The 15901-nt window shown below is 46.2% G+C and carries 14 protein-coding genes; 6 read left to right on the top strand and 8 right to left on the bottom strand.

The features are described 5' to 3' along the window. Positions 1-166 precede the first annotated feature (166 nt). The 4 genes from QNH99_RS21430 to QNH99_RS21415 are packed head-to-tail and all read right to left on the bottom strand — an operon-like array spanning position 167 to position 3571. The gene (locus QNH99_RS21430) at positions 167-994 is read right to left on the bottom strand and encodes a metal ABC transporter permease (protein WP_370513222.1); all 828 of its coding nucleotides are present in this window, start codon (positions 992-994) and stop codon (positions 167-169) included. Further along, a complete protein-coding gene (sitC, locus tag QNH99_RS21425) occupies positions 991-1848 on the bottom strand; it encodes an iron/manganese ABC transporter permease subunit SitC (protein ID WP_096011668.1) in 858 nt (285 codons plus the stop codon). The genes QNH99_RS21430 and sitC overlap by 4 nt, the downstream gene beginning before the upstream one ends. Then, positions 1845-2666, bottom strand: coding sequence for a manganese/iron ABC transporter ATP-binding protein (locus tag QNH99_RS21420; RefSeq protein WP_410517730.1), 822 nt, complete (start codon positions 2664-2666; stop codon positions 1845-1847). Before QNH99_RS21420 ends, sitC begins: the two co-directional genes overlap by 4 nt. After that, on the bottom strand, positions 2663-3571 hold the full coding sequence (locus QNH99_RS21415) for a metal ABC transporter substrate-binding protein (protein ID WP_410517765.1): 909 nt from the start codon (positions 3569-3571) through the stop codon (positions 2663-2665). Before QNH99_RS21415 ends, QNH99_RS21420 begins: the two co-directional genes overlap by 4 nt. A gap of 325 nt (positions 3572-3896) precedes the next feature. On the opposite strand from QNH99_RS21415, the gene QNH99_RS21410 reads away from it, so the two are divergent. The 4 genes from QNH99_RS21410 (at position 3897) to QNH99_RS21395 (ending at position 5516) form a co-directional block, all read left to right on the top strand. Beyond that, positions 3897-4187: a hypothetical protein gene (locus QNH99_RS21410; RefSeq protein WP_410517729.1), complete on the top strand. Its 291-nt coding sequence runs from the start codon at positions 3897-3899 to the stop codon at positions 4185-4187. 229 nt (positions 4188-4416) lie between these two features. Next, positions 4417-4665 carry a regulatory protein YcgZ gene (ycgZ, locus tag QNH99_RS21405; protein ID WP_109717709.1) on the top strand — a complete coding sequence of 83 codons (249 nt, stop codon included), beginning with the start codon at positions 4417-4419 and terminating at the stop codon, positions 4663-4665. Between the two features lie 166 nt (positions 4666-4831). Then, entirely contained in the window at positions 4832-5119 is a 288-nt protein-coding gene (locus QNH99_RS21400; RefSeq protein ID WP_096011671.1) for a hypothetical protein, read from the top strand. Positions 5120-5261: 142 nt separating this feature from the next. Then, on the top strand, positions 5262-5516 hold the full coding sequence (locus tag QNH99_RS21395; RefSeq protein ID WP_063876994.1) for a biofilm/acid-resistance regulator YmgB/AriR: 255 nt from the start codon (positions 5262-5264) through the stop codon (positions 5514-5516). Between the two features lie 671 nt (positions 5517-6187). Here QNH99_RS21395 and QNH99_RS21390 read toward each other — a convergent pair. Further along, positions 6188-6913: a YoaK family protein gene (locus QNH99_RS21390; protein ID WP_096011673.1), complete on the bottom strand. Its 726-nt coding sequence runs from the start codon at positions 6911-6913 to the stop codon at positions 6188-6190. A 340-nt stretch (positions 6914-7253) separates the two neighbouring features. Here QNH99_RS21390 and QNH99_RS21385 point away from each other — a divergent pair, with 340 nt between their 5' ends. Together QNH99_RS21385 and QNH99_RS21380 are read left to right on the top strand one after the other, a co-directional pair. Further along, positions 7254-7586, top strand: coding sequence for a hypothetical protein (locus QNH99_RS21385; RefSeq protein ID WP_063876997.1), 333 nt, complete (start codon positions 7254-7256; stop codon positions 7584-7586). A 20-nt stretch (positions 7587-7606) separates the two neighbouring features. Beyond that, complete coding sequence (locus tag QNH99_RS21380; protein WP_410517728.1) at positions 7607-7981, top strand: RidA family protein; 375 nt, start codon at positions 7607-7609, stop codon at positions 7979-7981. A gap of 3007 nt (positions 7982-10988) precedes the next feature. On the opposite strand, the gene QNH99_RS21375 is transcribed toward QNH99_RS21380, so the two are convergent. The 3 genes from QNH99_RS21375 to QNH99_RS21365 form a co-directional block, all read right to left on the bottom strand. Beyond that, on the bottom strand, positions 10989-11960 hold the full coding sequence (locus QNH99_RS21375; protein WP_096011676.1) for a ParB family protein: 972 nt from the start codon (positions 11958-11960) through the stop codon (positions 10989-10991). Positions 11961-11967: 7 nt separating this feature from the next. After that, the gene (locus QNH99_RS21370) at positions 11968-13167 is read right to left on the bottom strand and encodes an AAA family ATPase (RefSeq protein ID WP_063877098.1); all 1200 of its coding nucleotides are present in this window, start codon (positions 13165-13167) and stop codon (positions 11968-11970) included. 1792 nt (positions 13168-14959) lie between these two features. Beyond that, a complete protein-coding gene (locus tag QNH99_RS21365; RefSeq protein WP_063877001.1) occupies positions 14960-15889 on the bottom strand; it encodes a RepB family plasmid replication initiator protein in 930 nt (309 codons plus the stop codon). Positions 15890-15901 lie beyond the last annotated feature (12 nt).

Genomic DNA, 15901 nt, shown 5'->3' with positions numbered 1-15901 from the left:
GCGAGATAAGAACGGGGAAAGTCGGATAACCCTGATGTTTACATGCGTATGTACGTCATTAGGTTTAGCACTTATTTTCAGGAGGCGAGGTAAAAATACGAAGATTGGCGTGATTAGGGCGCGCCAGCCGCCTGGGTTTACACGGCGGCCAGCGCGTTCATCAGCATCATGAATGGGGTAAGCGCGGTAGTTTGTGGTTAGTTATCAGAAAACTGACGATAAAGACCAGCGCAAACAACACGACAATCGTCGGCGCGGGGGCACTGTCGATAAAAAAAGACAGATAAACACCACAGAGTGACACAATCAGCGAAATCAGCGTCGCCAGCATCAGGGCATGGGAGAATCGATGGGTCAGCAAAACGGCAATGGCACCTGGGGCGATGAGCAGAGAAATCGATAAAATAATGCCGACGGCTTTCAATGTCGCCACAATGGTCAGAGAGACCATACATAACAGCCCATAATGCAGCCAGCGCACCGGTAAACCACAGACCTGCGCCTGCTGTGCATCAAAACTAAACAGCATCAAATCGCGCCACTTCAGGCTGACCATGACGACAATTACGGCGGCAATGCCCAGGGTCTGGAATATGTCGCTGCGACTGATACCGAGCATATCGCCGAATAAAATATGGTCGAGGTGGATCGCCGGTTTCACGGCAATATATAAGATCAAACCCACGGCAAACATACCGGAAAAAACAATGCCCAGGACCGTATCCTGCTTGATTCTACTGTTGTCTTTGAGATAACCACTGGCAACAGCACAGAAAAAACCGGCACTGAATGCGCCAACAGCCAGAGGTAACGACAGCATCCAGGCCAGCACAATGCCGGGGAAAACGGCATGGCTCATGGCATCCCCCATCAATGCCCAGCCCTTCAGCACCAAAAAAACGGACAGCAGCGCACAAGGCACCGCGACCACGGCGGCAATGAGTAAAGCATGATTCATAAAATCGAACTGAAACGGTTCCAGCCACATCATCATGCCTCCCGGATGGACTGCGTTTGGGCACGACGGCGGTTCGCCAACAGACCATGCTTAGGCGCAAACACAAAGGCCAGCAAAAACAGTAATGTCTGCGCCACAACAATGATTCCGCCCGTCGCGCCATCAAGGTAATAGCTCACCCACGCGCCCAGAAAGCTTGTAATGCTACCGATGGCGACAGCGATAGCCAGTAAACGGGGAAACCGGTCGGTCAGTAACCATGCCGTTGCCCCCGGTGTGACAACCAGACAGATGACCAGAAAGGCTCCCACGGTTTGCAGGGCGGCAACCGTTGAAACAGCCAGTAAGGTGAAAAATAAGATCTTCAGACGTCCGGGATGTAAACCCACGGCGCGGGCATGGTTTTCATCAAAAAAGGTCACCATCAAATCCTTCCATTTAAAAAATAAAATGATGGCAGAGGTGAGTCCGATAATAACCAGTTGAAAGATATCGGAAGGCGCAATGGCCAGAATATTGCCAAGTACGATGGTCTGAATATTCACGGAAGTGGGATTCAGTGAAACCATAAACAGCCCAAGACCGAAGAACGAGGAAAAAATCAGACCAATGATGGCATCCTCTTTCAGTCGCGTGCGCTGGTTAAGCAGCAACATGCTTCCTGCGGCTAATCCCCCGGATAAAAAAGCGCCCAAGGCAAAGGGCAAGCCGAGCATATAAGCGCCCGCCACGCCGGGTACAATTGAATGTGATAGTGCATCGCCAATAAGCGACCACCCTTTCAGCATCAGGTAACAGGAAAGAAAGGCGCACAGGCCGCCAACCATGGCTGAGATCGCCATGGCATTGACCATATATTGATAACCAAAAGGTTCCAGTAATGTTGTCATGGTTGGCCTCGCGATGGATTAGCGCATGCCGGTGCAATCACAGGACGCTCACTATCAGTGATAACCTGACTGTGGCCGCCGTCAATCATCACATGACGCAGCACGCCGCTAAATGCACGCTCAAGGTTTTCGGGCGTGAATGTGGTGGCTGTGGGTCCACTGGCCAGAATGGTGCCTTTAACCATGACTGTGTAATCACAAAACTCGGTAACCGATCCGAGGTTGTGTGTCGAAACCAGCATGGTTTTGCCTTCATCACGCAGTTCACGCAACAAGCTGATAATTTTGGCCTCAGTCTGAACATCAACGCCGGTAAAGGGTTCATCCAGTAAAATCACCTCACCCTGTTGGGCAATCGCTCGGGCGAGAAAAACGCGTTTTTTCTGACCGCCAGAAAGCTCACCGATTTGCCGTTCGCGGAATGCCAGCATATCGACACGGGCCAGGGCATCAGTCACGCGGTCACGATCGTGCTGTTTAGGTCTGCGCATCAGGCCCATATGCCCGTAACGTCCCATCATGACCACATCATCCACCAGAACCGGAAAAGACCAGTCCACCTCTTCCGCCTGGGGTACGTAGGCCACCAGGCTGCGGCGAAGCGCTTTACGCGTTGGCATACCCAGTATGCTGATTTGCCCAGCGTGGGCAGGTACAAATCCCATCATCGCTTTGAAAAGCGTGGATTTTCCCGATCCATTAACTCCAACGAGTGCCGCAATTGAACCCGCTGGCACACTGAAACTGGCATTATGCAGCGCGGTGTGTCCATTGCGGTAGGTCACCGAGAGGTCGGAAACAACAATTGTTGGGCTCATTGTGTTTTCATCCCATCGTTGATGCCGTTGACCAGGGTTTGAGTGGTCACTTTCAACAGGTCAAGGTAAGTCGGCACCGGACCACTGGACGTACTCAGGGAATCCACAAACAGCACGCCGCCATAATGCGCATGGGTTTCACGTGCAACCTGACGGGCTGGTTTATCGGAAACGGTACTTTCACTGAAGATGACGGGAATGGCATTTTTTTTCATTTGGTCGATAACGTGGCGAACCTGTTGCGGAGTTCCCTGCTGATCCGCATTGATTGGCCAGAGATAAAGCTCTTTAAGTCCTAAATCACGAGCCAGATAGGAGAATGCGCCCTCGCTGGTGACTATCCAGCGTTTGTTTTCAGGAATAGCGGCGATTTGCTGACGAACCGGTTCGAGCGCTGTGACAATCTTTTGTTTATACGCGGCAGCATTGCGCTGATAGGTACTGGCATTGGCTGGATCGTATTTGACTAAGGCGTCACGGATATTATCCACATAAATGAGTGCATTATCTGGCGACATCCATGCATGAGGATTAGGTTTGCCGTTATACGGCCCTTCCCCTATTCCCATCGGCGTTATGCCTGTTGAAACGACGACTTCAGGAACGCCCTTGAGATGCTGATAAAAACGCTGAAACCAGAGCTCCAGATTCAGGCCATTAGCCATCACCAGTTGCGCGCCTTGTGCACGCTTGATATCCCCCGGCGTCGGCTGATACTCATGAATTTCCGCACCGGGTTTGGTAATCGACGTGACTTCAGCTGCGTCACCTGCCACATTTTTTGCCATGTCAGCGATAACAGTGAAGGTGGTGACAACCTTAAATTTTTCCGCCGCATAGCTGTGAGCACTAAGGTACAGACTAAAAAAGATGCCAAGTGTAGTAACTGATATTTTTCTCACCATATTCGCCACCCAACGTTTGAATGTAACCATTTTCATAATTTAGCATTAGCTAACTTTTATAGCACAGGCTATAAAAGAACACACAGAAACACTTTGTGAAGTTTTTTAATGAAATGAATGGAAGTTTGAGCTTTTGTAATGCAGAGTGGCTAAATAGTTATTCTAAAAGCAAAATTCGGGCACTATGGCGCAACCCGATATGCAAAAATTCGACGCAATACGCGGTGCACAACCGATTCCTCACAGCGGATAGCTCTTAAGGTAAAAGGGAACAGTATTCTTTGCTAAAATTACTCTCATCGAACAACGATCAAAGGAGGCTCTTTTGTTACTTTCCCAGCAGCAACTGACCAACACGATCATTGGCGAAGCCGCCCTGAATCTGATTGCAATTAATCAGGATGTCAGCGTCGAGTCTCTGGTCGATGAGCTTAACGTGATGACGAAATCTGAAGTCGATGAGGCCAGACTGTCACAGTTGTATGATGCAACGAAATGGCTTATGGGTTTCAGGAAAATTGGATCTCGCCTGTCAGCAGGTCCCGGTTGGTCAGCACGTAAGTCCGTGTTTTCACCATCCGCAGATAATGACTGCGATGACATTTTCTTAAAATAGTACTATGCTCCTTTCAGAGCAGCAGGTTATTGACCTTGTGCCTTTTAGCGTTCAGGCAACATAACCTCCACACATGCTCTATCCTTCTGTAACTTCTTGTTTTAAATGCGTTAGCATCTTTTGCACAAAAAAAACCTCTCAAGTTCATCAAAATTCTGTACAAGTTTTTAAAACTTGTATAACTTTCGCTCTATGGCAAAGTACATTTTAACCACTTGAGGATAACAGTATGCGTCAGAACGGACATGCACCGGATAATACCAGCGACATCGCCCGTTACTTCAACCAGGCAAATTTGCCCTCGCAGCAAGAAACGCTGGGAGAGATTGTTGTTGAGCTACTGCGCGCAGGTCAAACCCTTTCTCGTAAAGCAATTTGCAGTAAATTACTTCACCGTCTTGATAGTTGTGATGCCACGGAGCAACAACGTCATTACCAGGCGTTGATTGGATTATTGTTTAGTCGCGAAAGCGAATAGAAGGTTTTCATCTTTAAATATTAATTCGTTACCGAAAGTAATTTCTGATCGGGCAGTACCACATTTACTCAAAGGGATAGTACTGCCCACAGCTGACGCGGGAAGGTTAGCTGTCCCCGTCATCGTGACCGGAACATGGCCACAAATCGTAATCAGAGAAGCCAGTATGTACAGAAGTGAAGAAGAAAAAATAACGGACGTGATGATAGGTGAGGCTGTTCTGACCTTACTCAAATCGGAAAGTCCGATATCCAGTAATGCGTTAATTGCTCAGCTAGAAGCGATGGCAGGCGAAACCGACGATGCAACGAAGCTTCAGGCTATTAAAGTTGCGATTGTTGAAGTCCAAAAAGGAATAGCCTCAGCCAACAGCCGCCGCAGAGTTGATCTTCCCGAACGTGATAATCATCGCTTAAACAACGATGGCCCTCCGGAAGGCTCTAAAAAACATTGAGTTCAAGACGATTGCCTAACGATTGAGCAATCGTAAAGTGTAAGAACTAACCTGTGTTACGCCCGATTAACCTTAATATTTAATGACACTGTCGGCTGACTCCCAAAGATGCAACTGACGATTTTCCTAGAGAATTATGACTATGCAACAGAGCACATCAGATTTAGCCATCATCGAGTTTTTTCGCAGTGAGGGAGAGCATCTTGCTCAGGAAACTGAGTTGCTTGGCAGAGTTATCAGAAATATCGTTAGCGATGAGAAACGCGTAACCAATAAAGCCATCATCCTGTATTTGATTGCAGAGCTTGAATGCACTGATGATGAGTTCCGGATTGAGCTGTTACGCAGAACGCTGGAAATCGTTGTCGGCCGTACGCCGGACGATGCAGGTATTTGATTCTGTTACCTGCGTGATTCAGTAATGGATGACGCAGGTAATGCCCACGTCAGTTTTGTTTTATCCTGCAAAATGGTGAGGTTACAGGTCAGCATTAGTGCATTTTGCGTGAAAAAAAATGGATTGCGCGCTGGCAAAGTACTTTGAATCGCCTATCACGACTGTCCTGACTCAAACGAAACAATGCATCTGTGATTTGGTGAAACTGTATGGGCTCACCCACCTTCAGAAGTTCACTTACCACTCTCCCAATCAGCGCACGAATATCGTTGTCTTCATGGTTATTCACATAACCTCCAACTGGTGTATGTATATACAGACTAACACCTTTGTTATCATGAAAACAAAGCGGATAATGAAAATAAACCTTAAGCGAAGCGGCAATACAGCGTTATATTATTGATTTTTTGGGTCTATTTATTTTCATCCCTGCTAAAAAATTATACTCACCCTCAAAATCTTACAAAATCAGATAAAACGTAAAGATTTATTTCTTTTTTGGTCAGTTAATCGGAATGTATGCTCGCATAACGTTCCCAATCCATTGAATAGCGATTCCAAGTTTTAATATAAAAATATTATTTATTGTCGTGATCAGCATTTCATTAATAAACAAAAGGCGGTTAACGAAATAAACATCAGCGAAAACCGCCTTTCCGGTAAATTAACTATTACAACTTCTTTGCATTATATAACGTCATCACAATTGCGCTTACTGAGAGAATAATGAGAAAAATACCCAACCCAATCATAGCGTTAAAGGCATAGGTTTTAAACAGGAGCAGACCGACAATACAACCGGTTAAAAAAGACAACACCGTAGTTAAATGCGTATATAACTGCTTTTGTGCAAATCGTCTGTCACAAGGCTCAGCACGTGATACAAACGACGACAGATAAGAACCGAATGCGATTCCGGCGTCAGTAAGCGTGCCAGTAATATGTGTCGATCTGACGCGGCCGTTTGATAATTGTGTCGAGGTCGCGTTGTGGAGCCCCATCAGGAATCCAAGCATTAACAGGACCTCACCATTGTAACTGGGTGAATAAAATAATTTTTCAAACAGCGATGCGGCAGTCAGGGCAAAACCTTCTGCCAGTATGATCAGGCAGAAAATGGTTCTGATTTTACGCCGTTCTCCTGCGATAATGACTAACCTGGCGGATGTGCATCCGATGACAAATGCAGAGATCAAACCGGCAAGAAAAAGCAGGCTATCCAGATCGGAAGTAAAGACTTCTGTTGAAATTTGAGAGGTATTCCCGCTCATGTGCGACGGGAAAAAACCAAATGCGCCCAATGCCATAGCATTAAGTATGCCGGCGGTTGTTGCCAGTGCCAGGGCCAGATAGCGGTCCTCTGTGTGAGATCTTATCTTCTTCTTTTTTATAAGCACGCCGTTCCCCTATGAAAGTGTATATCTCTCCCCCGGGTTAACTAAAACCCCGCCATCTAATGGTAGTACGCTTTCGAATGTATAGCGGTTAATACAGATAAGTCTGGGTCTGTAACCTGTTAATTGTATTAATTTTTATAGTTTTCTGGCCAGGATTTCATGGAAAGTAAACATCTGTTACAGCCGGTTTTTCTTCCACAAATTTCCTAATCTTATGGCATATCCACGGCAGAGACGGCTCACTTTAGCGAGGATTTAACTATGCAACGCATTTATGGCAGGATACGCGCCCGGGCTCAGGCCACTCACACCAGTCATATGAATAAGTCAGGATAAATACATGACAGCTTTAAAACGTAAATTCATTATTCCGGCAGCCATTGCCATTGGCGGCCTGGGATGGTGGTTAATCCCCCATTATAATGCTGAAGATGAGGCCTATTACATTTCCGTGCTTTGTGCGGTATCTCAGCAGAATGAACATCAGTTACATAAGGATATGCAAAACGTGATAGAGGGCAGTAATTCAGATTACGCGTTGCAAAAAATCCATTTCATCCCTGCCCTCGCAAACCGGGTCATTAATGACTGGAAGACGCTGACGCCTGAGCAGAAACAGCAAGCGTCACATAACAGTAGCCAGTGCACACAACTGATACGTGCACAGAAATGATTCATCAGGAGCAAAGCACTATGATGCCAGAACGGAAAAACTATCCCGCACTGGGGCAGGTAAATGCCCCTTACGTCCATGCCGTCCGCCACAATCAAACGCTCTATGTATCAGGCTTAACGGCCTTCGGTACTTCGGCGCATCAGAGTGATATTGCGGATCAGGCAGACGTCATCTTCGATCAACTGGAAACTATAGCCGCGGCGGAGCACACCTCACTGGCGAATTTAATCAAAGTGACTATTTTTATTACCTCCTTTGCCGATATTGATGCGCTGCGTCACGTACTGTTTAAACGATACGGAGACCACTTACCTGCCAGCTCGTTGGTGCAGGTTAGTGCCCTGTTTTCGCCAGACTTGCTCATTGAAATCGACGCAATCATCGCCCTGTGATTTTATACATACTACACGCACGTTGTGATACAGGTTAACAACGCTCTTATCGGCGGTGCATAACTCCTCTTCTTCATACGATGTCCGCCGTTAGCGTCACCACCATCAAAACACAGCGTTATGGACATTTATTTTGCTAAGCAGGCAGACGATATTTTGCAGGACAGGATCGGCTTTGAACTGCTGGCCAGTGATGACAACCTATCAAAGTAAAATATGGCATGCTCTTGCGCGTTGCTCGCCCAACATTTCGCCTTCAGGGGAAGTCATGATGACCGGCACATGGATATCTGATACGCCCAATACCGGTGTTGACAATGCTATCTACTGCAAGGCACTTATATTTGATTAAAACTATCAGCACGAATCCTCCTCAAGATGCTGGTCTCTGTGCATTGGAAGGGAACAGCAATTCATTTCCAGCCCGGTTAATGTTGTCGCTCTCTCGCTGTTAAGCAGAGGATAAGCAAGGCTACGCGCCCTGCCCGCCTTTTATCATCTGGATGTTATCTCTGGATTATCAGAACGGGTTTTGGCTTTCATGTGCTCCCGCTATACGCAACATAATGATTTTTTTTGCCAGGGTGCACATTGCTCGCGGGGAGAGGTCAGCTGCTCCTCCTCAACGCCACAAAGGAAGGTTTTCTTCGCCGGAATATTCCGCCGCACGATCTATGTAATGGTGAGTCAAACGCAGCCATTTAGCTTCCACGTGAACCGTCATTGAAGGTGCCCCACAACCAGCTGAACACTTTTGCTTTTCGTCTGGGGAATGCACGGTGCCGCAAGAGCAGTCTTCCGCAATTTATCATAATGAAGAACGTTCGTTTCTCCTGTTCCAGGTGCCAGATAGATATTCAGCCTGCCGATGAAACGCAGGGCAGCACCTGAATTTCAGCCTGAAATCGCCAAGCATCCTGCCCATATCTGATTACAGTGAATGTAATTTCTGTTCACTGTAATCAGGCAGCTAAACAAACACAGCACACGCTGTGGCTGCAAATAGTCGGGTATCAGCATATAGGGTTCACTACGGCGTGTTGTATTATGTTAAATAACCATGGCATCAATAAATCGATGACAGTCAGTGTACTGAGTTAAAGCTGAGAACTGCCACGTGGCAGAGTAAATACTCTTTTCGCGGCGTAATGATGGCTAATTGCCCGTTGCCTCGCAGACCTTGTTAATCCAGATAAGGAACGCATTTAAAAGCGCACGGGATTACCCATTTATCCGAGTAACGACGGTACCTGCAATGTTATCTGTTGAATGATGGTGTGTTTTTTGGCTCATTAAATACTGACCTTTAAACAGGCAGCAACGCGTGAATGATATGAGCATTGTTTTTAGGTCGTTAAAAATTGAGTTGTCGTGCACGTATGCCTGAGCCAGATATTCTCCCAAAAGTATCCCCTGACCGACTTCTTCACACCATTCTGGTTCACTGAATCTAAGGGCGAAGAAGAATTTCAGGCTGAAATCGCCAAACAGGCCGCTTTACTGTTACTGATTACAGTGAACGTTATGCAAGTATTCACTGTAATCAGCGCAACACCGACACAGATACGATCCTTCCCTTTAAACCCCATTGGTTAAAGCCCGGATTGCGCTGACTCTACTTGTAATCCTGTCTGCCGCTGAACGGGAAATATCACCCGCTCCGTAAGCATGCACACTAGCGTATGCCAACACTGAAGCATTCACTACAATCAGTAGATGATATTGAGTGGCAACTTTTTTAAAGGGAGAGGTGGAAGCGATCGGCTCCAGAGCAGCCGTTTCTGATTACAGTGAATAAAAGTACGGGCAATCTCTTCGCCGTTATCCTCTAAAGAAACTACCAGTTTGGCTTTGGCTGATGCTGTTTTCTTTGGACAAATGGCATCAGGGCTTTTCCGTCTGATAGGGGGAACGTTAGACTGACCGAGTTGGGACGTAATTCATACAACACATACTAAGAGCGGCCTTGAGTGAACCCTTTACATTCAGGCTCCGCAGGCACGGATAAATAGCAATCCGTCGCAAAATCTTTTTGTTCAACATGACGATGTGACGTCGCAATCATGCCCAGTTAAGAGAGAGCGGCAGTAATGTTTGTAGAAGGGCCAGGTACATAAGTGCAGATATTGAGGGCGGTCTGGCGCGGCCTGAACCTGTTGCACTCGCCGATAAGTTTTCCAGACACGTCAAACTTTCAGTGTTGCGCCTAAAGAATATTGGTTACTCAGAGAAGCATTTGCTCTTACAGATCAGATGAATTGGCTAAGGTGTGACTTTCGTCATCCACTTTTTACCATTTGATTGCAACAGGATGACAGCCTACGTTCAAAAGGGTTTATTCAGAATTCCCTTACTTATCCACTTTTTCTGTGGATAAGTAAGGGATATTTTCTGTATATCATTCTCAATAATATTTAGCATTTTTCCTTTTCGCATTCTAAAGCGGATAAAATCTGTAAATCTGAATGATTTTATCGCCTCTGCAATGACAAAACTTTCACTTTGGATGAAATTTCAGCCTGAAATCGCCAGATTAAAAACGTTATTTATCAATAGCATAATCTTAAAAACAGCGATGCTTTCGCCATCCCGTTATGCTGTTAGCGATTCTGCATATTGCGTGATGCGGTTAAAATGGTATCTCGGATCGTTAAGCTGTTAAGAGAGACCTCCAGACAGGAGAATGCTTGAGCAAATATCGCTCAGGCCTTACATCGACCTTCAATGAAAATTTTCAGCGTTAAAACCGTCTTTGTCATTCTTGTCCGATTTTCAAAATGCTTTTTTGATCAGTTTTTACGATCACGAAAAGCTGGTGAATTTCAGATTAGTAAAAATAAAATAGCCATTTAAATCATAAGCTTAAAAAATACTGAGGCAATTTTCTTTGGCGATTTCAGCCTGAAATTCACTATTAACAGCGTACTGAAACGTGAATGGCGGAGAAAAAAAGAAGGGGGGAAAGCGCAAACCAGACAAATACAGGTTGCCTGGTTTGATGTACGTTTTAACGCGTCATATATTTCTTTAAGGTTTCAGCAATGACCTTATCAAGCTCATCCTGGAGCTCTTTGGACTGACGGTTAAACTCATAGCTGAACATTCTTCCGCGCGTTTTTTTACGTGCAAAGCGATCTTTATCTGCAAAAGACCAGAGGGTGACCGCCGTTGTTTTATCTTTTTCCGGTTCTTTCACCAGTGTCTGACTGCCCTGACGAATCAACCTGAGAATGGTATTTTTCAGTTCATCCTCAGCTAAACCCTCACGCGCTCTTACCACATCAATTTCTGCTGAGATTGCGTTTATCAGTGCATCGACGGTCTGGCCTGTTTCACTGAGTTTATCCGCCGCCTGGAGCAACGCCTTATAATCAGGATAAGTAAGCTCAGATTGGTTCGGAAAAAGGGATATCAAATCAGCAGGAACGCTAGCGGCCTGCAGCGCTCGCGTAACTTTGGCTTGTGAAAGCCCTTGGTTTTCAGCAATCTCTTTTTGTGACAAGCCACCGTCTTTGAGTGCCAGTAACCGCATACCGACTTCACGCAAATTATGCTCACGTGCTGTCTGGATATCCTGAGCCAGTCGGCGGGCTTCATCAGGCGTTATCGCCGCATCTGTGACAAGCACATCAAGGCCGGTTTTACAGTACAGCGCCGCCGCACGACGTCGTGAGCCATCCAGGATCTCAATACGTTCACCTTGCATGACACCAATGGCAGGGAAGAACTGCTGAAGCTTAATAGTGCGAATAATATCGCGTAGCGAGTCCGGTGTGAGTCCAGACTGATCACGCCCATTTGTTTCCATGGTCACAAACGTTTTGGCTTCAACGTCATTCGCAAGAATGTGTTCAAAACGAAATAAGGCACGCTTTCCTGTTGCCAGTACAAACGTTTGTGAATGGCTATCAGCGCTTTTTTCTGTGTTTAACGGTGTCTGGCTGAAGGTTCTGCCGATCGTTATTCTTTTTGCACTCATATAAACCTCAGTTCAGGCGGATAAATTCAATGCGGTCAAAAACCGCTTTAGCAAAGTCTTCAGCGGCAGAACGGGCATTTTTCAACGCCTCACTGCTGCCGACGTAGGTAGAAGGATTAGCAGAGATCACGGTGTCAAAAGACTCACCACATCGCTCAAAACCATCCAGACGCGGCAGCGTCGCATCCAACATATCGCCACCGAAAATTTCTTTCGCCAGGCTGTGGCAAAGTTTATGGTCTGCTTTGTTTGAAAGCTTAGACATAAACCCAATGTTGCCCTGAAGTCGACAGGTCGCGCCGGACTCTTCAATAATGCCGATGAGCTCGGGCAAACGGGTCAGGTACTTGAGTGTGGAATGAAAATCCACCTGCGCAGGCGGGACAGGCGTCATCAGCAGATCGGACGCGGCTATCGCATTTTTTAAAAAGGCATCTAAATGTGGCCCGCTATCAATGAAGATAAAGTCGTAATCTTTTTTAAGCTTAGAAACCACATTATCGTATAACACTGAATGAATATTTTGCCCGGGCAGATGTGTGGCACAAAGCTGATCCCAACTTGATGCAATAAATGCATCATCTATCGACGCAGGCAGCACATCCACACCGGGTATGATGGATGACACAATAAATTCATTCACCAGCTCATCACGCGTGACGTTTTGCAGCATCGCCTGAGCGGCCGTGGCCTCAACAAGTCCAACAGAACGCTCATGGTTTAAAAACATGGTGGCCGAGGACTGTGGATCAAGGTCAATAACGAGGATGCGCAGGTCTTCATACAAGAGGTGAGGGTGCGCTCGCAGCGCGTGAGCCAGAGAAACCGTTGAAACGGTTTTTGAAACACCACCTTTAAGATTACCCACAAACAAAGTAAAGGCTTCAGTATGGCGATCGCGGTATTTAGGCACGCCGCGATGATGATAAATATCAATAATATTCTGAATGGACATCGCGTATTTGACGGAGCTACCTGCTGCACGTTTATCGAACTGATAGCCACTCTCTTCCATTTCGTTCACTGCATAATCTACGCTGGCACGCGTTAACTTTGGCAGTTTCGCCAGCGCAGCCTTGGCATAGATTTGGTAGTAACTGTTTTCTTGCAACTCAAGTTTTTGTGCCTGAATTTGTTCAGTAAGGCTCAATAACATGCGTTCTGAACGCTGAGCAACTTTCATGACCTGACTATCATCGTTAGCCATACTTACTCCAAACATGTAGGATTTATGAATTTATACCTAAATCCTGCACATCAGGCAAGAATTTATCTTATAAACGTAATCTTGTGTTAGATGTGAAACTCCTGATTTTTGTGACGCTATTCGCACAATTCACTGTAATGAGCGTGTGTTGCGCTGGACAGGCATCGCGTGAAACGCGTCTAGTCCGAGCTTATTCCACCTGATAACGCCTGATAAGCCTGAACACAGCCCTGTCGAATCCCACTCCCGCGCCCCATATGTATGAAACGGGCAACCAGAACAATGAACAGAAGTGATAACGTTCACTGTAATCAGTAGGTTTTTACATTGATCAATCTGCCCTGAAAAAGGCTAGCTGGCCCGGCATGAAGAAGAGTAAACAGGTTAAGGTAGCGTCATAGCGCGCTCAATCAGGACGCTCTGGTGCGTTCACTGTGGTTAGCAGAAACAGGAAACCCAACAAGCCTAAAACATTCACTATAAACAGTAGAAGATTCACTGTAGTCAGTAACGACTTAGCGATAATGCGAAACTCCTCATCTTACTGGACATCTCTCTACAGCAGGCACCTGGCAGTAAAGAACAGGAGTGAGTGAGGGAGGTAAAGACAGTTTTTGATTTACTACAGCAGGGCTAAAAATTCACTATAGTCAGCAAGGGAAGAAACCATAATATTCACTGTAATCAGTAAAACTGCCCGGTTCGCATAAACGTTCACTGTAGTCAGTAATCTCAGTCATGTTATGTCTGGCTTTCATGCTCAGCAGCAGCACTCTTCAGCACACCGCCACCCTCATCACGTGCCATGACGGTACACTCCAGAACGCTTGTATGCCGTACCCGGGTTAAAACATTCACTGTAGTCAGTAGGGGATACCGTCTGCTGGTAATCCATGCCTTGTTATCCATCAACAGAGCATCAAGGAAGTCCTTGCCGCCAGAGGCGCTTTCGTCAAAACATTCACTGTAGTCAGTGGAGTTAACAATGTCTCTTTCCCCGCATCGTATTTAGTCATTACCTGTGAAAATGGTTGAATGCAGTTTGCAGATTCACTGTAGTCAGTAAAACATTCACTGTAATCAGTAGATGAAAAAACGAGAATCCGCACCAAACCTGGAAGCGGGGCACCGACAGGTGAAATGTTCACTGTAATCAGCACCTGTGTTTTCAGGTACCGCGCTACCGGCTGGACGTTCACTGTAATGAGTCAAGATGTTCACTGTAATCAGTAAATGTGATGGCAGATATGACTATCGCGCTCTACAGGTAACATCACGTTCACTGTAATCAGCAATCCAACTAACCCTGTCACTTTTTTCACGTGTCATTATCTGGAATGTTAAAGCCAAAACGAGGAGAAGGACTCGAAAAACCCCGAAAAAAAAGCTCTTTTTAAACAGAGAGATACATTTAAAATTCACTGTAATCAGCTTGATAGATAACGTGCGGGGATTCACTATAATCAGTCCTGTCTGCTGATGTGCATGCCAGAGGCAACATTCACTGTAATCAGTAATTGTGGGTTCGGAAGAGGAAGCAGGGACTACCAATAATAATAGTGAGCACCTACAAACATATAATCAATTGATTAATATCACATTTAAAAAAAGGGAATTGAACAGAGAGTTTTAGGCAGTACGCTTTTACTGACTACAGTGAACGGCGCTGATTACAGTGAACATCTTGCGCACTGCATCGCACAGGGAATAGCGGAGAAGAGAATGCGGATGTCACTTTCAGGCAAAAGTGACACTGCAACGCAGGATGTACTGATTACAGTGAACCTTCGGGCTAGTCCTCAAAATCGATGTCTTCGAGCGTATCGATTCCCTCAAGATTGCTTATGCCATCAAGCTTTGGCGTTCTGCTGTGAATGATGAAAAACACGGAACGCCCGCGTTTAACTTCAGAATAATCAAGGTAACCAATCTCTTTGAGCTGTTCCATCGCGCGACGCACCACATGGTTCTGAGTGGTAATTTTTGATCCGAGATTCAGGCGCATGCGTAAACGCGCAAGAGAAATAGGAGCAGGATTGGTTGGCAGGCTCTCAAGGAACGTATAAAGCGCCTGAGCCGATTCTTTACGCTTAAGGCGGGAGATGGCGCGTAGTTGCAGTAAAACCTTGTGGTCGAAGTTGTAGAGCTCAAATAGCTTAGGATCGGCCTGTATGCGCACGATATCTTTTTCGCGATCGTAGTAGGCCGACTGGACAAGGTGCGTATGGTAGGCTTTACCGTTACCTTCAAAAGAAAGCGTATTCGTCGCGATACGACGTAATGAGGCGTCAAGGCGCTTGCGTAACGCAGCAGAGGAGTTCGCCGAAGGTATTCCGCACATCTTCACGAAATCAATAAAGGGCAGCGTCACCGTGTCTCCCTGTGTCGGATAGCGGGAAAATGACTGGATAATACCTGCCCATGTCTTAAAGTCATTATCCATATCCAGCCTGGCACCGGTGATGGTAATCTTTTCATAACCTTCCGCTTTAACCAGCGAAAGGTTTTTAAGTTCTTTAGTGGCATCGGTTGAAGCCATCGCACCCGAGATGCCACGCGCTGTGGATTTAAGCGTGGGCACAAACAAACCCAGGCGCATTAAAGCCACAGGCTGGACGGTATTATTTTTGTTTGGATGAAGCTGGATAACTTCGCCACTGTTTTTGGTCACAGACAGAAAAGGCTCTAGTAACGCTTTGTTTTCACTATCTTTATCTGCCATTGGATAAGATCT

Origin of the sequence: Pantoea allii (assembly GCF_046529425.1) — a bacterium.
In the GTDB taxonomy this organism is placed as follows: Bacteria; Pseudomonadota; Gammaproteobacteria; order Enterobacterales; family Enterobacteriaceae; genus Pantoea; species Pantoea allii.
This window is presented reverse-complemented; position numbering and strand designations above follow the sequence as displayed.